At 66.6% G+C, this 19,323-nt stretch carries 16 protein-coding genes; 14 read left to right on the top strand and 2 right to left on the bottom strand.

Features of this window, described 5'->3' with window-relative positions:
• Positions 1 to 30 precede the first annotated feature (30 nt).
• Positions 31 to 1,296 (bottom strand): M48 family metallopeptidase, encoded by a 1,266-nt coding sequence (locus tag V9L21_RS03405; protein ID WP_337309170.1) that lies wholly within the window; start codon positions 1,294 to 1,296, stop codon positions 31 to 33.
• Positions 1,297 to 1,355: 59 nt separating this feature from the next.
• Between V9L21_RS03405 and orn the strand changes: the two genes are divergently transcribed.
• The 6 genes from orn (at position 1,356) to V9L21_RS03375 (ending at position 8,067) form a co-directional block, all read left to right on the top strand.
• Positions 1,356 to 1,952 (top strand): oligoribonuclease, encoded by a 597-nt coding sequence (gene orn, locus V9L21_RS03400; protein ID WP_157612882.1) that lies wholly within the window; start codon positions 1,356 to 1,358, stop codon positions 1,950 to 1,952.
• Positions 1,953 to 2,182: 230 nt separating this feature from the next.
• Entirely contained in the window at positions 2,183 to 4,111 is a 1,929-nt protein-coding gene (locus tag V9L21_RS03395) for a DEAD/DEAH box helicase (protein ID WP_337309166.1), read from the top strand.
• Positions 4,112 to 4,324: 213 nt separating this feature from the next.
• The gene (locus V9L21_RS03390) at positions 4,325 to 5,398 is read left to right on the top strand and encodes an NAD/NADP octopine/nopaline dehydrogenase family protein (protein ID WP_337309164.1); all 1,074 of its coding nucleotides are present in this window, start codon (positions 4,325 to 4,327) and stop codon (positions 5,396 to 5,398) included.
• The gene (locus V9L21_RS03385) at positions 5,388 to 6,395 is read left to right on the top strand and encodes a 3-hydroxybutyryl-CoA dehydrogenase (protein ID WP_337309162.1); all 1,008 of its coding nucleotides are present in this window, start codon (positions 5,388 to 5,390) and stop codon (positions 6,393 to 6,395) included. The genes V9L21_RS03390 and V9L21_RS03385 overlap by 11 nt, the downstream gene beginning before the upstream one ends.
• Positions 6,392 to 7,192, top strand: a complete 801-nt coding sequence (locus tag V9L21_RS03380; RefSeq protein WP_337309160.1) for an alpha/beta fold hydrolase — start codon at positions 6,392 to 6,394, stop codon at positions 7,190 to 7,192. Before V9L21_RS03385 ends, V9L21_RS03380 begins: the two co-directional genes overlap by 4 nt.
• A complete protein-coding gene (locus V9L21_RS03375; RefSeq protein WP_337309158.1) occupies positions 7,189 to 8,067 on the top strand; it encodes a quinone oxidoreductase family protein in 879 nt (292 codons plus the stop codon). The genes V9L21_RS03380 and V9L21_RS03375 overlap by 4 nt, the downstream gene beginning before the upstream one ends.
• Here the strand turns inward: V9L21_RS03375 and V9L21_RS03370 are convergent.
• The gene (locus V9L21_RS03370) at positions 8,064 to 8,540 is read right to left on the bottom strand and encodes a MarR family winged helix-turn-helix transcriptional regulator (protein ID WP_337309156.1); all 477 of its coding nucleotides are present in this window, start codon (positions 8,538 to 8,540) and stop codon (positions 8,064 to 8,066) included. The two genes, V9L21_RS03375 and V9L21_RS03370, sit on opposite strands and share 4 nt — an antisense overlap.
• A 159-nt stretch (positions 8,541 to 8,699) precedes the next feature.
• On the opposite strand from V9L21_RS03370, the gene V9L21_RS03365 reads away from it, so the two are divergent.
• Genes V9L21_RS03365 through V9L21_RS03330 form a run of 8 tightly spaced genes read left to right on the top strand, consistent with a single transcriptional unit; the run spans position 8,700 to position 19,310 of the window.
• Positions 8,700 to 10,892, top strand: a complete 2,193-nt coding sequence (locus V9L21_RS03365; protein WP_337309154.1) for an indolepyruvate ferredoxin oxidoreductase subunit alpha — start codon at positions 8,700 to 8,702, stop codon at positions 10,890 to 10,892.
• 7 nt (positions 10,893 to 10,899) lie between these two features.
• Positions 10,900 to 12,408 (top strand): indolepyruvate oxidoreductase subunit beta family protein, encoded by a 1,509-nt coding sequence (locus tag V9L21_RS03360; RefSeq protein ID WP_337309582.1) that lies wholly within the window; start codon positions 10,900 to 10,902, stop codon positions 12,406 to 12,408.
• Between the two features lie 18 nt (positions 12,409 to 12,426).
• Positions 12,427 to 13,419: a PDR/VanB family oxidoreductase gene (locus V9L21_RS03355; protein ID WP_337309152.1), complete on the top strand. Its 993-nt coding sequence runs from the start codon at positions 12,427 to 12,429 to the stop codon at positions 13,417 to 13,419.
• Between the two features lie 16 nt (positions 13,420 to 13,435).
• The gene (locus V9L21_RS03350) at positions 13,436 to 14,749 is read left to right on the top strand and encodes an aromatic ring-hydroxylating dioxygenase subunit alpha (protein WP_337309151.1); all 1,314 of its coding nucleotides are present in this window, start codon (positions 13,436 to 13,438) and stop codon (positions 14,747 to 14,749) included.
• Positions 14,749 to 15,249: an aromatic-ring-hydroxylating dioxygenase subunit beta gene (locus V9L21_RS03345; protein ID WP_337309149.1), complete on the top strand. Its 501-nt coding sequence runs from the start codon at positions 14,749 to 14,751 to the stop codon at positions 15,247 to 15,249. Before V9L21_RS03350 ends, V9L21_RS03345 begins: the two co-directional genes overlap by 1 nt.
• A 7-nt stretch (positions 15,250 to 15,256) precedes the next feature.
• Positions 15,257 to 16,891, top strand: coding sequence for an AMP-binding protein (locus V9L21_RS03340; RefSeq protein ID WP_337309147.1), 1,635 nt, complete (start codon positions 15,257 to 15,259; stop codon positions 16,889 to 16,891).
• Entirely contained in the window at positions 16,888 to 18,060 is a 1,173-nt protein-coding gene (locus V9L21_RS03335; protein ID WP_337309145.1) for a thiolase family protein, read from the top strand. Before V9L21_RS03340 ends, V9L21_RS03335 begins: the two co-directional genes overlap by 4 nt.
• Positions 18,057 to 19,310, top strand: coding sequence for an SDR family NAD(P)-dependent oxidoreductase (locus V9L21_RS03330; RefSeq protein ID WP_337309144.1), 1,254 nt, complete (start codon positions 18,057 to 18,059; stop codon positions 19,308 to 19,310). Before V9L21_RS03335 ends, V9L21_RS03330 begins: the two co-directional genes overlap by 4 nt.
• The last annotated feature ends 13 nt before the right edge of the window (positions 19,311 to 19,323 follow it).

Below are 19,323 nucleotides of genomic sequence, written 5' to 3'. Positions count from 1 at the left end.
GGCTCGGCTTCCGGGGAGAAATATCGTGGTTCAGGCCGCCGTCATGCGCGCAAGGCGCTCGGAGGCCGGAGGGTGGGAATAGTAGAACTTGACGAACACCGGGTCGGGCGTGAGCGTCGATGCATTGTCCTGGTAGAGCTTGAGCAGTGCGGCCGACAGGTCGGCGCTGCTGGTCTGCGCCACGGCATAGGCGTCGGCCTCGAACTCGTGCTTGCGCGAAAGTCGGGCGGGCAGGGGGGCGACGAAGAAACCGAACACAGGCACCGCAAGCATGAACAGCAGCAGCGCGAGCGCATTGTTCGGCGCCGTGGGCGTCATGTTCGGCTGCACGCCGAGCCCGGTGTAGAACCACACCTGGGTCGAGACCCAGCCCAGCAGCGCGAAGCCCGCGAGGCTCAGCGCGAACATTGCCGCGAGCCGCTTCACGATGTGGCGGTGCTTGAAATGGCCGAGCTCGTGCGCAAGCACCGCCTCCATCTCGGCCGCGTTCAGTTGGCGCAGCAGCGTGTCGTAGAACACCACCCGCTTGCTCGCACCAAAGCCCGTGAAGTAGGCGTTGGCATGCGCGCTGCGCCGGCTGCCGTCCATGACGAACAGGCCCTTGGCACGAAAGCCGCAGCGCGCCATCAGCGCAGTGACCCGTTCCTTGACGGTCGGATCGTCGAGCGGCTTGAACTTGTTGTAGAGCGGTGCGATGAACATCGGGTAGACGATCATCAGCAGCAGGTTGAAGCCCATCCATGCCACCCAGGCCCAGAGCCACCACAGGGTGCCGGCTGCGCCCATGATCCACAGGATCAGCGTCGCGATCGGCAGCCCGATGGCCGCGCCGATCAGCGCGGAGACGACGGTGTCGCGCAGCCAGAGGCCGAATGTCATCTTGTTGAAGCCGAAGCGCTCTTCGAGCCTGAAGGTCTGCCAGAGCGTGAAGGGCAGTTCGAGCAAGCCGCCGATGACCGCGAAGGCCGCCAGCAGGGCAAGCTGCTGCACCATGCCGCCGCTCAGCCAGGCGAGAAGCAGCTTGTTGAGCACATCGAGGCCGCCCAGCAGCGTCCAGCCCAGCAGCAGCGCCGTGCCCCAGGCCATCTCGACCATGCCGAAGCGCGCCTTGGCAATGGTGTAGTCGGCGGCCTTCTGGTGGGCGGCGAGCGTGATCTTGTGCTCGAAAGCGGCCGGCACGGCGCCGCGGTGCCGTGCGACATGGCGCACTTGCCGCGATGCGAGCCAGAACTTCACGAGCAGGCCAAGGACCAGTGCAGCCGCGAAGGCAGTGGTGAAGATGAGCGAATAGGACATGGAGCGTCGAGTTTAGCCCTCGGGTCCGGCCGGCGCAGACCTTCGACGACAATCCTGCAATGCCCGAATCCCTTGACCCCACGATCGTCACGACCCCTCCGGTCCTGAAGAAAAGCGACCAGAACCTGGTCTGGCTCGACTGCGAGATGAGCGGCCTCGACCCCGAAAAAGAGCGCCTGCTCGAGATCGCCGTGGTCGTTACCGGCCCCGATCTCACCCCCCGAATCGACGGCCCGGTGCTGGTCATTCACCAGAGCGACGCGGTGCTCGACGCCATGGACGCCTGGAACAAGGGCACGCACGGCCGCAGCGGTCTGATCGACAAGGTGAAGGCCTCCACGCTCGACGAAGCCGCGGCCGAGCAGCAGCTGCTCGAATTCATTGCCAAATACGTACCCCGCAGCGGCTCGCCGATGTGCGGCAACACCATCGGGCAAGACCGGCGGTTCCTGGTCAAGTTCATGCCCAAGCTGGAGGCGTACTTTCACTACCGCAACCTCGACGTCAGCACCCTGAAAGAGCTGGCCAAGCGCTGGAAGCCCTCGGCCTACAGCGCCTTCAAGAAGCAGCAGGCGCACACTGCGCTGGCCGACGTGCACGAGTCCATCGAGGAGCTCGCGCACTACCGGGAAACTTTCTTGAAATTGACGGATTAGGTAAAAACCCCGAGTCGTGCCATAATCGAGAGCTTCGCTGATTCGGGTTTTCCGGCCAGCGTCTCTTGCATCTCCCTATCTTGCACACCGCGCCCGATCGCATCCGCTGATCAAAAAGGGCCGCAGCCTCCGGCGTAAGCCAGAAGTTGAATGTCGTTGGATGGTTGATGTTTTTAACCACCAACGGGGCGCCGCCTACGGCAGCGCTCGCGTTTGAGATTGATATTCACATGACCGACGCTTTTGAAGCGCAGGGCGAGTTCGCGCCTGTGCAATCCACCAACAACAACGAATTTGTCGCTGCCGCGGACACCATGTCCGAAGCGCCGATCCTCGAGGCGCTCGACGCTGCCGCTCCCGAAGCGGCCGTGGCCGAAGAAGCCCGCATTCCTAACGGCTTCATCAAGCTCGGCCTCGCGCCTGAACTGATCGCCGCCGTGGCGGACCTGGGCTTTACCCAGCCCACCACCGTGCAAGACAAGGTGATTCCGCTCGCCATGGCCGGTGAAGCCGGCCAGGACGGCAAGGCACGCTTCGTCGACCTGATGGTTTCGAGCCAGACCGGCTCGGGCAAGACCGCAGCCTTTCTGCTGCCCGTGCTGCACACGCTGCTCAAGCGCCAGGCCGAAGCCGAAGCCGAAGCCAAGGCCGAGTTCCAGCGCCTGGCCGCTGAAGCCGCTGCCCGCGGCGAGGCAGTGCCCAAGAAGCCGAAGCGCAAGGACCCGACCAACGCCCGCCATTTCAAGGCCGCCACCCCTGGCGCCCTGATCCTGTGCCCCACGCGCGAACTCGCGCAGCAGGTTGCGCACGACGCCATCGAGCTGGTTCGCCATTGCCGCGGTCTGCGCGTTGCCAACGTGGTGGGCGGCATGCCCTACCAGTTGCAGATCGCCAAGCTGCAGAACGCCGACCTCGTGGTCGCCACCCCCGGCCGCCTGCTCGACCTGCAGCGCTCGTCGCAGCTCAAGCTCGACCAGGTCAAGTTCCTGGTGGTCGACGAAGCCGACCGCATGCTCGACCTGGGCTTCTCGGACGACCTGGCTGAAGTCAACCAGCTCACCATCGAGCGCCAGCAGACCATGATGTTCAGCGCCACCTTCGCGCCGCGCATCCAGCAACTGGCCCAGCGAGTCATGCGCGAGCCGCAGCGCATCACCATCGACAGCCCGCAAGAGAAGCACGCCAACATCAAGCAGTCGCTGTACTGGGCCGACAACAGCCAGCACAAGCGCAAGCTGCTCGACCACTGGCTGCGCGACACCAGCATCAACCAGGCCATCGTGTTCGCCAGCACGCAAGTCGAGTGCGACGGCCTCGCCAACGACCTGCAGCAAGAAGGCTTCAGCGCCGTGGCGCTGCACGGCGCCCTGAGCCAGGGCCTGCGCAACCGCCGCCTGATGGCACTGCGCCAGGGCCAGGTCCAGATCCTGGTGGCCACCGACGTTGCCGCCCGCGGCATCGACGTGCCGACCATCACCCACGTCTTCAACTTCGGCCTGCCGATGAAGGCCGAGGACTACACCCACCGCATCGGCCGTACCGGCCGTGCAGGCCGCGACGGCCTGGCCATCACGTTTGCCGAGTTCCGCGATCGCCGCAAGATCATGGACATCGAGCAATACAGCCGCCAGCAGTTCAAGGCTGAAGTGGTTGCAGGCCTCGAGCCGCAACAGCGCATGCCGCAATCGCGTCCGCCCATGGGCGAGTACCGCGGCGGCCGCGGCGACAACCAGTCGCGCGACCGCAAGTTCGGCAACGGCGGTGCAGGCGGCGGCGGTGGCTACCGCGGCAACAACGGCGGCGGCTATGCCGGCGCCAGCGGTTTCAATGACCGCAACTCGCGTGGTCCGGCGCAGGGCCAAGGCCCGCGCGGCTTCCAGGGCGGCAACAACGCCGGCTTTGGCGGCGGCCGCGATGACGGCGGCAACGGTGGCGGCGGTGGTTATGGCCGCAAGCCGGGCTGGGGCGACAGCGCCCCGCGCGGCGGCCATGGTCATGGCCACGGCGGCGGTCGCGGCGACGGCGGTTTCGCGCCGCGCGAAGGCTTTGCACCCCGCGAAGGTTTTGCTCCGCGCGGCAATGGCGCAGGCCACGGCGGCCCGGGCAAGGTCTTTGTGCCCCGCGACGCACAAAAGCGTGCGTTCAAGCCCACGCGCTGATCCATTCCAGAGCGGCCGCCGGCCGCTTTGCCCCAAAAGAAAGCCCGCGCTTCGCAAGAAGCGCGGGCTTTTTACTTGAGGGTTTCCGTGGAGGCGACAGGCTCGAAATTTGATTGACACATGAACAGATGAAAAGTAATGTAATAAGGCATTGCTTCCCCGGTCCGTACCGCGGCTGCCGGTTCATCGACATCTGCTTTTCAAATTTCGAATATGAAAATTGCGATTCTTGGTGGTGGTCATGGCGCCTACGCGGCTGCCGCAGACCTGTCCGAAGCCGGCCATGAGGTGCGCCTGTGGCGCCGCGATGCCGCCGCGCTCGAGGCGGTGTTGCAAGCGGGCGCCATCACGCTGAAGGATGCCGACGGCACGCGCGAGGTGCCGCTCGCACTCGCCACCGCCGACATCGCCGCGGCGCTGAAGGGTGCCGAGCTGATTGTTCTTCCCACGCCTGCCATTGCACAGCACGACATCGCACTGGCCATGGCGCCTCACCTCGTCGACGGCCAGGTCGTCTTTCTGCCGCCCGGCACCTTCGGCAGCTACGTGATGGCGCGAACGGTGAAAGAGGCCGGCAGCCGTGCCGACGTCGCCTGGGCCGAGACCGGGACGCTGCCGTACCTCGCGCGCAAGCACGGCGAGCGCGAAGTAAACGTCACCATCCGCGCCATCCGCCTGCCGACCGGCGTCTACCCGGCCCGCAAGGAAGCCGAGGCAATCGAAGTGATCCGCAGGGCCTATCCCGCCGTGCACGGCTGTGGCGATGCGCTGTCGGGCGCTCTCATGAATGCCGGCCCAGTCATCCACCCGCCGCTCATGGTGATGAACGCCGCGCCGCTGCAGCACTTCGAGCGCTGGGATATCCACAACGAGGGCACCCAGCGTGCGGTGCGCGACGTGACCGACCGGCTCGACCGCGAGCGCATGGCCGTGCGCGAGGCCTTCGGGCACAGTGCGCCGCACTATCCGCTGGCCGACCACTACAACAACGACCAGTGGATGTACGGCGATGCGCACAAGCAGCTCGTCAAATCCGGCGACTGGCGCGAGAACATCGACCTGCACACGCACCGCTACATCACCGAAGACACCGAACTCGGCCTCGCATTTCTCGCCTCTGCCGCGCGCCATGCGGGCGTGGATGCGCCCATCGCACACGGGCTGCTTGCCATCGTCGGCGGTTTTCTCGGCCGCGACCTGCGCCAAGGCCCGCGCACCTTCGAAAGCCTGGGCCTTGCCGGCCTCAGCGCGGCGCAGCTCAAGCAAAGGCTGCACGATGGCGAGTGAGCGCGCGCCGTTGCCCCGCTTCGCAGCCGTCGGTGCGGGCCGCATGGGGCGCGGCATTGCGATTGCATTCGCCTACGCAGGCCACCGCATCTCGCTGATCGACCTTCGCCAGCGCAGCGATGAAGCCTGGCAGCGCCTGCAAGGCGAGGCCCGGGCCGAGATCGAAGCAAGCCTTGCGGGCTTGGCGCAGCTCGGCGTGATCGATGCAAAGCAGAGACAGGCCATCGCCGAACGGGTGAGCCTGGTCAATGCCGCCGAAGCACCGCAGGCTTTGGCCGCCGCGGAACTGGTGTTCGAAGGCGTGCCGGAAACCATGGACGCCAAGCGCGAAGCGTTCGAGCACCTCAACCGCCACTGCCGCGACGATGCGATCCTCACCTCGACCACCAGCAGCATTCTGGTTACGCAGCTCGCGGCACTCGTGCGGCTGCCCGAGCGCTTCCTCAACATGCACTGGCTCAACCCGGCGTATGTGATTCCCGTGGTCGAACTCAGTTGTCACCCCGGCACCGATGCGGCCGTTCTCGCGCGTACCAAGTCGTTGATGGAAGAGATCGGCAAGCTACCCGTGGTGTGCGGTGCATCGCCGGGCTACATCGTGCCGCGCCTGCAGGCGCTGGTAATGAACGAAGCGGCCCGCATGATCGAGGAGGGCGCCGCCACGGCGGAGGAGATCGACAAGGCCACGCGCTACGGCCTTGGCCTGCGCTTCGCCGCGCTCGGCGTGGTCGAGTTCATCGACTTTGGCGGCTGCGACATCCTGCACCATGCCAGCCGAGAAATGTCGGCCTCGATCGACAAGGGGCGCTATACCGCGCCGGCCATCGTCGATCGCATGGTCGAGGAAGGGCGGCTCGGTCTCAAGAGCGGCAGCGGCTTCTACGACTACGAAGGCCGCGACATCGCCGCCTACCGACGCGACGTGCTGTCGCGCACGCTCGGCGAATTGAAGCATGCAGGCCTGTGGCGCGCGCCTGCTGACGAGACGTTGTCATGACCATCCGCCGCGCCTTTGCCGACCTGTCGGTGGGGCAGGTGCACTACGCGGCGTGCGGCGATGCAGATGCACCGGCCGTGCTGCTGCTGCACCAGTCGCCCCGCAGCTGGGCCGAGTACCGTGCAGTGCTTCCACTGATCGGTGCACGCTATCGGGCCATCGCGATGGACACCGCGGGCTTCGGCGATTCCGCTGACGGCGGTATGCCGGCGAGCATCGAACAATGGGCGCGCGTGGCGTGCGAGCTGCTAGATGCGCTGGGCATTGCGCATGCCGATGTCGTCGGGCATCACACCGGCGGCGTCGTGGCCATCGAACTGGCGGCCGCCTTTCCTGACCACGTGCGCGGCCTGGTGCTGTCGTCCACGCCGTTCACCGACGAAGCTTTTCGCCGCGCGCGAGCGCAACGGCCGCCCATCGACGAAGTCGCGGCTAGCGAGGATGGAAGCCACCTCGCGGAACTGTGGCAAAAGCGGCAGGGCTTCTATCCGCCCGATCGGCCCGACCTGCTCGAGGCCTTCGTGCTCGATGCGTTGAAGGTCGGCCATCGGGTTGAAGAGGGCCATCGTGCCGTCGCGTCGTACCGCATGGAAGACCGCATCGGCCGCGTGACGCACGCCGCGCTCATCATCCGCGCAACCCACGATCCGTTCGCCGCGCCGCATGCGGCAGAGCTGCAGCACCACCTGCCGCAAGCGCGCATCGTCGACGTCGAAGGCGGCATGGTTCCCTTGCCCGACCAGATGCCAGAGGCCTTTGCGCTAACGGTGCTCGACTTTTTTGAGACGCTGCCGTGAAGGCGATTCGCATCCACGGCTTCGAGGCACAGCCCGTGCTGGAAGAAGTGCCCGACCCGGTGCACAGTCCGGGCCGCACCGTCGTCCGCATGCAGGCCGCCACTGTCGGCCACATCGATCGCACCGTGTGGCGCGGCAGTTTCCTGCGGCATCCACCGCTGCCGTACACGCCGGGCGTGGAAGCCGCCGGCATCGTCGTCGCGAGCGAACGCTACGCCGCAGGCCAACGCGTCTGGCTGCGCGGCAGCGGCTTGGGCACGCTGTTCGACGGCACCTGGTGCGAGCTGATCGATGCACCCGACGAAGCGCTCGGCGCGTTGCCCGATGCATTGCCCATGACCCTCGGCGCCGCGTTCTTCTCGCCCACCACCTCGGCATGGGTGGCGCTGCATGAAGTCGCCAGGCTGCAGGCCGGCGAACAGGTGTTGGTAACGGGCGCGAGCGGTGCCGTCGGCTCGCTGGCCGTGCAGCTCGCAATCGAAGCCGGCTGCACCGCGGCGGCGGTCGGTTCGGACGCAGAGCCTCCGCCCGTCGCGAGTGCGGACCTGCTGATCGACACGGTGGGAGGAAGCGTCCTCTCGGCGGTACTGCCCGCCGTGCGGCCAGGCGGCCGCGCCGTGCTCATCGGCTACACCGCAGGCCCCACGCTGCAGCTCGACATCGCCCACTTTCTGCAGCACGATGTGGCGCTGCTGCCGCTCAACATGTTCAGGCGCGAGGCCGCTGGCCGTGCGGCGGTGCCTGGCTTGCTTGCGCGGCTTGCAGATGGCCGCCTGCACCTCGACGTGCGCAGCTTTGCGCTCGCAGACGCCGCCGTTGCACTCGACTGGATTGCGCAGCGCGGCCACCGCGGCCGCGCCGTGCTCGTGCCCTAGTCTTCCTCCGGCTCCTCGACCGGCACATGCACGTGCAGGTCGATCATCTGCCGCAGGGTCTGCTTGAGTTCTTCGGCGCGGCGCAGGCCGAAGGGTTCGAGCACGCGCCGCTCGTGGTCGCGCGCGAGTTCCATCAGATGCTCCACTGCCTTCAAGCCCTTGCGCGTGATGCGCACCAGCGTGATGCGGCGATCACTCTCATGGGGCAGCCGCTCGACCTGTCCGCGCGCTTCCATGCGGTCGAGCAGGCGCGTGACGGTGGGCTGCTTGGTCACCGTTACCTGCGCAAGCTGGCCGATGCTGATCGGCTCGCTGCCGGCAAGCGAGGCCATCACCCGCCACTCGGAAACAGAGAAGCCTTGCTGGCGCGCCACCTCGTGGAACTCCGAGGAGATCAACTGGCTGGCTTGCGCCAGCAATGCCGGCAGGTAGTCATCGACGAAGCGATGTGTTTTAGGAGATTGCTCAGCCATGAACGCACCTCGTGGCCAAGCGCCTCATGCCGGCCGCAGGCACGCTGCTTGCATGTCTAGGGTAATTCATGATTGTGGATACATTCATTTGTCAACATTATAGAAAGCGTGATGTGGCAGCTGAAGCGCATCCTCCCACGAGAAAGAAGAAGGACCCACATGGCTGAGCGTTCATTCGTCGAAGAAGTCAAGAAGTTGCGACTTTCCGGGGGCGAGGTGTTCCGTGGTGAAGGCATTCTGGCCGTCACCAAGGCCTTGCTCGAATCGGGAGTTTCCTATGTGGCCGGCTACCAGGGTGCACCCATCTCGCACCTGATGGACGTGCTGGCCGATGCGCAGGACATCCTCGCCGAGCAGGGCATCCGCTTCGAGAACAGTGCGAGCGAAGCCACCGCCGCCGCCACGCTGGCCGCTTCCGTCAACTACCCGCTGCGCGGCGCCGTCACCTTCAAGGCCACCGTGGGCACCAACGTGGCGTCGGACGCGCTGGCCAACCTGGCCTCGGGCGGCGTCACCGGCGGCGCGCTCATCATCGTGGGCGAAGACTACGGCGAAGGCTCTTCCATCATGCAGGAGCGCAGCCACGCGTTCGCAATGAAGTCGCAGATCTGGCTGCTCGATCCGCGGCCCAACCTGCCGAGCATCGTCGATGCGGTGAAAACGGGTTTTGATCTCTCCGAGGCCAGCAACACGCCCGTGATGCTGCAGCTGCGCATCCGCGCCTGCCATGTGCACGGCCACTTCATAGCAGGCGACAACAAGCGCGCCAAGTTCACGCTGCAAGAGGCGCTGGAGAACCCGCAGCGCGACGTCAGCCGCATCGTGCTGCCGCCTGCGAGCTTCGTGCACGAACAAGAAAAGGTGAAGGACCGCTGGCCCGCCGCCGTGCGCTTCATCGAGGAGCGCAAGCTCAACGAATTCTTCTCTGAAGACGCCGACGACATCGGCATCATCGTGCAGGGAGGCAGCTACAACACGCTGCTGCGCGCGCTGGAGCGCCTGGGCCTGGCCGACGTGTACGGCAACACCCAGGTGCCGCTCTACGTGATGAACGTGGCCTACCCGGTCATCGAGAGCGAGGTCATCCGCTTCTGCGAAGGCAAGCGTGCGGTGCTGATCGTCGAAGAGGGACAGCCCAACTTCGTCGAGCAGAACCTCGCGACCATCCTGCGGCAGGCAGGCTCCACGACCGTGCTGCACGGCAAGGACATGCTGCCCGTGGCCGGCGAGTACACGGCGTCCGAGCTGCTGAAGGGTGCACGCACCTTCTGCGAGCGCTACGAGCGGCTCGCACCGCTGCCGGTGCCCACGCCGGTGCGCAAGGTGATTCCGCTGAGGGAAGTAGCCGCCATCGGCGTCGACGCTGCGCCGGAGCCGGTGCAGCCGTCCACGTCGCTCGGCGAAGTGGTGCATGCGCGTCCTCCGGGCTTCTGCACCGGCTGCCCCGAGCGCCCGATCTTCAGTGCAATGAAGCTGGTCGAGCGCGAACTCGGCGCCCATCACGTGAGCGCCGACATCGGCTGCCACCTGTTCTCCATCCTGCCGCCCTTCAACATCGGCAACACCACCATGGGCTATGGCCTGGGCGGTGCCGGTGCGGCGGCGCTGAATGCACCCGCCGGCAAGCGCGCCATCTCGATGATGGGCGACGGCGGCTTCTGGCACAACGGCCTCACGAGCGGCGTGGCCAACGCGGTGTTCAACAAAAGCGACAACCTCACCATCATTGTCGACAACAACTACACCTCGGCCACCGGCGGGCAGGACATCCTCTCGTCGAACGCCACCAACAAGACGCGCAGCACCGGCCACGAGATCGAGCGTGCCGTGCGCGGTGTGGGCGTGGAGTGGGTCAAGACACTGCGCCGCACCTATGACGTGGCCGGCATGCGCGACGCGCTGAAAGAGGCGCTCACCACCACCAGGAAGGGGCCGAAGGTCCTCATCGCCCAATCGGAGTGCATGCTCAACAAGCAGCGCCGCGAGAAGCCGCTCGTGCGCAAGGCCATCGCGGACGGCAAGCGCATGGTGCGCGAGAAGTTCGGCGTCGATTCGGATACCTGCACCGGCGACCACTCGTGCATCCGCCTGTCGGGCTGCCCGTCGCTCTCCATCAAGCCCAACCCCGATCCGCTGCGCATCGATCCCGTGGCCACCGTGCTCGACAGTTGCGTGGGCTGCGGCAACTGCGGCGACGTTTCGCATGCCGCCGTGCTGTGCCCCTCGTTCTACAAGGCGCAGGTCGTGAGCAACCCGACAGGCTGGGACAAGCTGCGCGAGCGTGTGCGCGGCGCCGTCATCGGCTGGCTGCAGCGCGGCGAGGCGCGCCGCCGCGAAGCCTATGCCTTCTGAAGCAATGATGGCGACCAAGGCCCAACCTATCAAGATCGCGATCCTCGCCATGGGCGGGGAGGGCGGCGGTGTGCTCGCCGACTGGATCGTCGACATGGGCGAAGCCAACGGCTACGTCGCCCAGACCACCTCGGTGCCGGGCGTGGCGCAGCGCACAGGGGCCACCATCTACTACGTCGAGCTCTATCCAGCGGCGCAGGCCGAATCGGATGGCGGCCGCCCCGTGTTGGCGCTGATGCCGCTGCCTGGCGACGTGGACGTGGTGCTCGCATCGGAACTCATGGAAGCGGGCCGGGCAGTGCAGCGCGGGCTGGTCACCAGCGACCGCACCACCCTCATCGCATCCACGCACCGCGTGTTCTCCATTGCCGAGAAAAGCGCGCTGGGCGACGGCCGCGTCGACAGCACGCAGTTGCTCGCACACACGGCTCGGGCCGCCAAGCGCTTCATCCGCTTCGACATGGCCGAGGCCGCCGAAGCCTCGGGCAGCGTGATCAGTGCGGTGCTGTTCGGCGCGCTGGCGGGATCGGGCGTGCTCCCGTTCAGCCGCGCGCAGTTCGAATCAACCATCGAGCGCGGCGGCGTGGGCGTCAAACCCAGCCTCAAGGCTTTTGGCGCAGCGTTCGAACGCGCACAACACGGCGACGACGGCGAGCCGCAGCAGGATGTACCGGTTGCCACGCCTGCGCCGCAGCCGCGCCACCCGGCGGTGCGTGTGCTGGTCGAGCGCGTGCAGCGCGACTTTCCACTCGCTGCGCAAGACTTCCTGCTCGAAGGCGTGCGTCGCCTCATCGACTACCAGGATCCGGCGTATGCCGGCCTCTACCTAGACCGCATGGCTGCCATTGCGGCGCTGCCCGGCGACAGCGCGCAACGGTTGCTGCGCGAAACCGCTCGCCACCTCGCGCTCTGGATGTCGTACGAAGACACCGCCCGCGTCGCTGCGCTCAAGACACGCGCCACCCGCTTCGAGCGCGTGCGCGGCGAGGCCCGCGTGCAGCCCGGCCAGGTGCTCGCCATCAACGAATACATGCATCCGCGACTGCAGGAAATCTGCGAAACCCTGCCGGGCGGCGTCGGCCGCTGGCTCATGAACTCCACATTGCCGAAGAAGCTCGTCGAGCGATTCACGCAGCACGGCCGCGTGATCCAGACCAGCTCGCTGCACGGCTACCTGATGCTGCGCATGGTTGCGGCATGCAAGCGCTGGCGCCTTTCGACGATGCGCTATGCCGAGGAAAACCGTCGCATCGAGGAATGGCTGCAGCGCATTGCCGCCGCCGCCAGGCACAACCCCGAGCTGGCGGTGGAGCTCGCGCAGTGCCAGCGCCTCGTCAAAGGCTACAGCGACACGCACGAGCGCGGCATCCGCAACTACGACACCGTGATGCGCGCGGTGGAGCGCGCCGGCGCACGGCTGGCGCCCGCCACCCTGCGCGAACTGCGCGACGCCGCGCTCGCCGATGAACACGGCCACAAGCTGCAGGCCGCGCTGGCGCAGCACGCACTGGCCTGAAGAGACAACGGACGCACGATGACCGCACCCACCGCCACGCTCCAGCTCCGCGTTGCCGAGGCACGCCAGCTCAATCCGCTCATCCGCATGCTGCGCCTGCGCGCGGAAGACGGCCGCCCGCTGCCCGGCTTTGCAGCCGGCGCGCACATTCGCGTGCAGGTGAAGCTGCCCGATGGCAAGGCCGACTGGCGCCACTACTCGCTGATCAACTTTGCGACCGCGCGCAACGCCACCAACGCGCCGACCGAATACGTGATTGCCGTGCGCAAGGAGGCCGAAGGGCGCGGCGGCTCGCGCTTCATGCACGAGCAGCTGAAAGAGGGCGATACGCTCGCCATCGAAGCGCCGAAGAACGACTTTCCGCTGCACACCGGCCCTGGCGGCTCGGTGCTGGTGGCAGGCGGCATCGGCGTGACGCCGCTGGCCACCATGGCCGCGCGCCGCCGTGCCGAAGAGGCGCCGGTGCGCATGCACTACGCGGGCCGCAGCCGCGAGCTGATGGCCTTCCTGCCCGAGCTGCAGGCGCTGCTCGGCGACGACCTGCGCGTGCATGCCGACGCCGAAGCCGGCGCACCACTCGACATCGATGCGCTGCTCGACGACGTGCCGGCCGGTGACCGCCTCTACGTCTGCGGCCCCAAGGTCATGCTCGACGCCGTGCTGGCCCGCACTCAGGCCCGCGGCTGGGAACACGACCGCGTGCACTTCGAACTCTTTACCGAGCCCGTCGCGGAAGAGGGCGACCAGCCTTTCGAAGTGGAACTCGCGCAGTCGGGCCAGCGCTTCACCGTCGCGGCCGACCAGAGCATTCTCGATTGCCTGATCGACAACGGCTGCGACCCGATGTTCGACTGCAAGCGCGGCGAATGCGGCGTGTGTGCCGTGCCCGTGATCGAAGGCGAAATCGACCATCGCGACTACGTGCTCACGGCCCGCGAGAAGGCCGAGGGCAACGTCATGCAGATCTGCATCTCGCGCGCCAAGGGTGCGCGCCTGGTGCTCGACATGTGAAGGAGCCACGAAAACCATGCCTTCGTACCGAGACAACCCCGAAGCCGTGCGCGCGCTGGTGCAGAACGATCGCGTGCACCGCGACCTGTACACCAGCCAGGAGCTCTTCGAGCTGGAGCAGGAGCACTTCTTCGCCAACACCTGGAACTACGTCGGGCACGAGAGCCAGCTGCCCAAGCCGGGCGACTGGATCAGCAACGAGATCGCCGGCCGCCCGCTCATCGTCGTGCGCCACACCGACGGCAGCGTGCGCGCGATGATGAACCGCTGCGCCCACAAGGGTTCGCGCCTGGTGAGCGCACCGTGCGGCAACACCGGCAAGTTCTTTCGCTGCCCGTATCACGCATGGACCTTCAAGACGGACGGCTCGCTGCTGGCCATTCCACTCAAGACCGGCTACGAGAACACCGCGCTGCATGAGTGCGAGTCGGCCAAGGGTCTGACGACGCTCAAGCACGTGCGCAGCCACCGCGGCTTCATCTTCGTGAAGATCAATGACGCGGGTCCGGACTTCGACGAGTATTTCGGCGACTCGCTGAGTTCCATCGACAACATGGCCGACCGCTCGCCCGAAGGTGAACTAGAAATTGCAGGCGGTTGCCTGCGCTTCATGCACCAGTGCAACTGGAAGATGTTCGTCGAGAACCTCAACGACACCATGCACCCGATGGTGGCGCATGAATCGTCGGCCGGTACCGCCAAGCGCATGTGGGCCGACAAGCCCGCCGACGAGCCCAAGCCCATGGCGGTGGAGCAGTTCGTGCCTTTCATGTCCGACTACAAGTTCTTCGAGGACATGGGCATTCGCACCTACGACCACGGCCACAGCTTCACGGGCGTGCACTTCAGCATCCACAGCAAGTACAAGGCAATTCCCGAGTACGACGACGCCATGAAGGCGCGCTACGGTGAGGAAAAAACCGCGCAGATCCTCGGCATGGCACGGCACAACACCGTGTACTACCCGAACCTCACCATCAAGGGTGCGATCCAGGCGATTCGCGTGGTGAAGCCGATCTCCGCCGACAAGACGCTGATCGAGAGCTGGACCTTCCGCCTGAAGGGCGCGCCGCCCGAGCTGCTGCAGCGCACTACCATGTACAACCGGCTCATCAACTCGCCGTTCTCGGTGGTGGGCCACGACGACCTGCAGGCCTACCGCGGCATGCAGGCCGGGCTGCACGCGAGCGGCAACGAATGGGTGAGCCTGCACCGCGACTACGACGAGTCGGAGCTGAAGGGCGGCGAGATCACCACCGGCGGCACCAACGAACTGCCGATGCGCAACCAGTACCGCAGCTGGGTGCAGCGCATGACGGAGACGATGTGATGGCCGGCACCGACACCTCGACCCAGATCACCCGCCAGGACCTGATCGACTTCGTCGTGAACGAAGCGCGCCTGCTCGACACCCGTCGCTATGAGGAGTGGAATGCGCTCTTCTCCGAAGATGCCTTCTACTGGGTGCCGCTCGTGCCCGATCAGGAAGACGGGCTCAACCACACCTCGCACCTCTACGAAGACAAGCTGCTGCGCGAACTGCGCATTGAGCGCCTCAAGAGCCCGCGTGCCTTTTCGCAGCAGCCGCCGAGCCGCTGCCACCATCTGCTGCAGGTGCCGGTGGTCGAGACCTTCGACGCCGAAGGCAACCGTTTCGTGGTGCGCACCGAGTTTCACTACACCGAATCGCAAGGCGACGAGCTGCAGTTCTATGTCGGCACCTTCTTCCACTACCTCACGGTGCGGGACGGCGCGCTACGCATGACGCTCAAGCGCGTGAACCTGCTCAACTGCGACGCGGCGCTGCCTGCCGTGCAGCTCTTCATCTAGGGACGCGATGCAACACGTCACCGTCCATCAAGTCTTCGCGGCCACTGCAGCACGCACGCCGCAGGCCGAGTTCCTGTTTACCGAGTCGGTCACCGCCACGGCCTACGGCATTCCGGCCGGCGCCATCCGCTGGGGCGAGGCAGCCGCCGAGGTCGAGCGCCTTCGCACTGCCTACGCAAAAGCCGGCTACGGCCATGGCCATCGGGTGGGGCTGTTGCTGGAGAACCGGCCCGCGTTTCTCTTCCACTGGTTCGCGCTCAACGCACTGGGCGTGAGCGTGGTGCCGATCAATGCCGAGATGCGTTCGGCCGAACTGGTGTACCTGATCGGCCACAGCGAGATCGGCTTGGCGGTGACGCTGCCTGAACGCGCGAATGATCTGCGCACAGCCGCTGCGCAAGCCGGCGTGCCCTTCGAGACTATGGGACCCGACGACGCTGTGCCCAGCGCCAAGGCCGCCGCGCCGCGGTCCCGCGAACCCATCGGCGCCGACACCGAATGCGGCCTGCTCTACACGTCGGGCACCACCGGGCGCCCCAAGGGCTGCATCCTGAGCAACGCCTACTTCCTGCGTGCGGGCGAGTGGTACGCGGCGCTCGATGGCGTCTGCAGCATTCGCCCCGACGCCGAGCGCGTCATCACGCCACTGCCGCTCAACCACATGAACGCGATGGCGTTCTCCACGATGGTGGTGCTGGTGGCCGGCGGCTGCCTGGTGCAGCTCGACCGGTTTCACCCGAAGACCTGGCTCGCAAGCGCTCGCGAGAGCGGCGCAACCATCGTGCACTACCTTGGCGTGATGCCCGCGATGCTGCTGTCGGCACCACCGTCTGCCGCAGACCGCGACCACGCAATCCGCTGGGGCTTCGGCGCCGGCGTGGATCGCAAGAACCACGCGCCTTTCGAGGAGCGCTTCGGCTTTCCACTGGTGGAGGCCTGGGCCATGACCGAGACCGGCGCGGCCGCCTGCATCATGGCCAACCGCGAGCCGCGCCTTGTGGGAACAAGCTGCTTCGGCCGGCAGGAAGACTTCGTCGAGATTCGCCTTGTGGGCGAAGACGGCGGCGATGTCGGCACCGATGCGCCGGGGGAACTGCTCGTGCGTTCGGCCGGTGAAGACCCGAAGCGCTACTTCTTCTCCGGTTACCTGAAGGATGAAGACGCTACGCGCGAAGCCTGGGCCGATGGCTGGTTCCACACCGGCGACCTCGTGCGCCGCGACGCCGAAGGCAACTTCTTCTTCGTCGACCGCAAGAAGAATGTGATCCGCCGCAGCGGCGAGAACATTTCCGCCGTCGAGGTCGAGAGCGTGCTCAACCAACATCCGGCGGTGAAGACTTCTGCCGTGGCTGCGACGCCCGATGCGGTGCGCGGTGACGAGGTGCTCGCCTGCATCGTGATGCGCGAGGACGCCGATGCGTCGCAGCGCGAGCAAGTTGCGGCAAGCATCGTGCAGCACGCGCTTGCGCAGCTCGCCTACTACAAGGCGCCGGGTTACGTCGCCTTCGTCGATGCGCTGCCGCTCACGCCGTCGCAAAAAATCCAGCGCGGCCAGCTGCGCGAGATGGCGCAGTCGCTGCCGGGGCAGGGCCACTGCATCGACACCCGTTCGATGAAGAAAAGACAAGTGGGGCAGGCATGACCAGGCAACGGTTCTCTTATGAAGGCGTTGCGGTCGCCGTGCCCATCACGGTGCCCTACGTGCGCTACTCCACCCGCACCGCGCACTGGTTCATCGGCCAGGCCATCGAGGCGCTGGTCGAGTCCAGCGGTGTTGCCAAGGAGCAGATCGACGGCCTGTGCCTCAGCAGCTTCTCGCTCGCGCCCGACACGGCCGTGGGCGTCACTCAGCACTTGGGGCTTTCGCCGCGCTGGCTCGACCACGTGCCCACCGGCGGCGCCTCGGGCGTGATGTGCCTGCGTCGCGCCGCCCGCGCCGTGCAGGCGGGCGATGCCGACATCGTCGCCTGCGTGGGCGCCGACACCAACCATGTCGACTCCTTCCGACAGACGCTCGGCAGCTTCAGCAACTTTGCGCGCGATGCGAGCTACCCCTACGGCTCGGGCGGGCCCAACTCCATCTTCGCTTTCATCACCGCCAACTACATGCGCACCTATGGCGCGAAGCGCGAAGACTTCGGCCGCATCTGCGTGGACCAGCGCACCAACGCGCTCGGCAATCCGAATGCGATGTTCAAGAAGGCGCTGACGCTGGACGAATACATGGCTGCGCGGCCGATCTCCGACCCCATCCATCTCTTCGACTGCGTGATGCCCTGCGCCGGCGCCGACGCCTTCCTGGTGATGAGCGAGGAGCGCGCGCGGGACCTGGGCCTGCCGCATGCCGTGATCCGCGGCGCCATCGAGCGGCACAACGCCTATGCCGACGATCCGGTAATGGTGCAGGGCGGCTGGCGCATGGACCGCGACGACCTGTATGCGCAGGCCGGAGTTCAGCCAGCCCAACTGGACTTCGTGCAGACCTACGACGACTACCCAGTCATCGTGATGATGCAGTTCGAAGACCTGGGCTTCTGCGAGAAGGGCGAGGGCCCCGCCTTCGTGCAGGCCCACGCAATGACTTTCGACGGCAGCTTTCCGAACAACACGAGCGGTGGCCAGCTCTCGGCGGGGCAGGCCGGCGCGGCAGGCGGTTTCCTCGGCATGGTCGAGGCGATTCGCCAGTTGACTGACCAAGCCGGCGCACGCGCCGTGCCCAACGCTCAGTTGGGCCTCGTCGCCGGCTTCGGCATGGTGACCTATGACCGTTGCCTGTGCACAGGCGCGGTGATCCTGGGGAGACCCGCATGACGATGCCGATGATGCGCCCCCCGCGCAAGAACCCGGTGCTGCGCACCCGGCAGATGAACCTGCCGCCCGGCGCACGCGGCCGTGTGGCGCTCGGCCTCACGGCCGCCGCCGCCGAAGGCCGCTTCGAGCTTCAGACCTGCGAAAACTGCGGCACCGTGCAGTATCCGCCGCGCGAGGTCTGCCACAAGTGCCTGTCTGCTTCTCTGCGCTGGCGCGCGCAAAGCGGCGAGGGCGAGTTGCTTGGCAGCACCACGCTGCACCACAGCAACGACCTGTTCTTCCGCGAGCGGCTGCCCTGGCGGCTGGGCCTGGTGCACCTGGATGCCGGCCCAACGCTCATGGTCCACCTGCATGGCGAGGTCGGCGATGCGCCCCAGCGCGTCCGTGTCGGCGCCCGGCTCGACCGCGCCGGCCAAGCCGTTCTCATTGGTTTTCCGAATGAAGGGAGTCCCCACATGGCCGACGACAAGATGCTGCGCGAGATGACCAGCGACCCGAAGTTCCGCAAGGTGCTGGTGACCGACGGTAAGACCGAAACCGGCCAGGCCATCGTGCGTGCGCTGGTGAAGGCCGGCGCCGACATCGTCTGGGTCGGCCATGCCGAGCCCTGGAAGAAGATGGGTGACGGGCTGGACGACATCTCGGCGCTGCCGCAGGTGACGCTGGTGCCGCTCGACCTCACCAACGGCCGCCAGGTGACCGAGCTTGCGGGCTCCATCGGCGGCAAGGTCGACATCGTGATCAACAACGCCGAGGTGCACCGCACCTTCGGCATCGGCGCGCGCCGCGGCACCGACGTGGCCAAGGCGGAGATGGACATCAACTACTTCGGCCTGTTGCGCCTTGCGCAGGAGTTCGGCCCCGCGCTCAAGGGCCGCTCGGCCGATGGTGCAACGGGCGCGACGGCGTGGGTCAACCTGCTGTCGATCTACGCGCTCAGCAACTTCCCGCCGCACGGCACGTTCAGCGCCTCGAAGGCGGCGGCACATTCGCTTGCGCAGTGCCTGCGCGCAGAGATGCGCCCCGCCGGCATCCGCGTGATCAACGTGTTTCCCGGCCCCATCGACGACGAATGGAACCAGCACACACCGCCGCCCAAGCTGGCACCAACCGCACTGGCCAACGCCATGGTGAAGGCGCTGCGCGATGGCGTGGAAGACGTGTATCCCGGCGATGTGGCGCAGGAGTGGCTGGAGCGCTGGCGCGACAACCCCAAGGTGCTCGAACGCGAGCTGGCCGCAGGCGGCTGAAGAAGGAACCCAC

The organism is Variovorax sp. CCNWLW235, from assembly GCF_037204085.1.
Classification (GTDB): Bacteria; Pseudomonadota; Gammaproteobacteria; order Burkholderiales; family Burkholderiaceae_C; genus Variovorax.
Note: the sequence above shows the minus strand (reverse complement) of the source record. Positions and strands in the feature narration are given on the sequence as shown.

Bases quoted from the DNA above. Each gene is read 5' to 3' on its own strand.
- V9L21_RS03395 (WP_337309166.1), top strand. From the start codon at position 2,183: ATGACCGACGCTTTTGAAGCGCAGGGCGAGTTCGCGCCTGTGCAATCC.
- V9L21_RS03390 (WP_337309164.1), top strand. From the start codon at position 4,325: ATGAAAATTGCGATTCTTGGTGGTGGTCATGGCGCCTACGCGGCTGCC.
- V9L21_RS03360 (WP_337309582.1), top strand. From the start codon at position 10,900: ATGGCGACCAAGGCCCAACCTATCAAGATCGCGATCCTCGCCATGGGC.
- V9L21_RS03405 (WP_337309170.1), bottom strand. From the start codon at position 1,296: ATGTCCTATTCGCTCATCTTCACCACTGCCTTCGCGGCTGCACTGGTC.
- V9L21_RS03385 (WP_337309162.1), top strand. From the start codon at position 5,388: ATGGCGAGTGAGCGCGCGCCGTTGCCCCGCTTCGCAGCCGTCGGTGCG.
- V9L21_RS03350 (WP_337309151.1), top strand. From the start codon at position 13,436: ATGCCTTCGTACCGAGACAACCCCGAAGCCGTGCGCGCGCTGGTGCAG.
- V9L21_RS03330 (WP_337309144.1), top strand. From the start codon at position 18,057: ATGACGATGCCGATGATGCGCCCCCCGCGCAAGAACCCGGTGCTGCGC.
- orn (WP_157612882.1), top strand. From the start codon at position 1,356: ATGCCCGAATCCCTTGACCCCACGATCGTCACGACCCCTCCGGTCCTG.
- V9L21_RS03370 (WP_337309156.1), bottom strand. From the start codon at position 8,540: ATGGCTGAGCAATCTCCTAAAACACATCGCTTCGTCGATGACTACCTG.
- V9L21_RS03380 (WP_337309160.1), top strand. From the start codon at position 6,392: ATGACCATCCGCCGCGCCTTTGCCGACCTGTCGGTGGGGCAGGTGCAC.
- V9L21_RS03365 (WP_337309154.1), top strand. From the start codon at position 8,700: ATGGCTGAGCGTTCATTCGTCGAAGAAGTCAAGAAGTTGCGACTTTCC.
- V9L21_RS03340 (WP_337309147.1), top strand. From the start codon at position 15,257: ATGCAACACGTCACCGTCCATCAAGTCTTCGCGGCCACTGCAGCACGC.
- V9L21_RS03335 (WP_337309145.1), top strand. From the start codon at position 16,888: ATGACCAGGCAACGGTTCTCTTATGAAGGCGTTGCGGTCGCCGTGCCC.
- V9L21_RS03345 (WP_337309149.1), top strand. From the start codon at position 14,749: ATGGCCGGCACCGACACCTCGACCCAGATCACCCGCCAGGACCTGATC.
- V9L21_RS03355 (WP_337309152.1), top strand. From the start codon at position 12,427: ATGACCGCACCCACCGCCACGCTCCAGCTCCGCGTTGCCGAGGCACGC.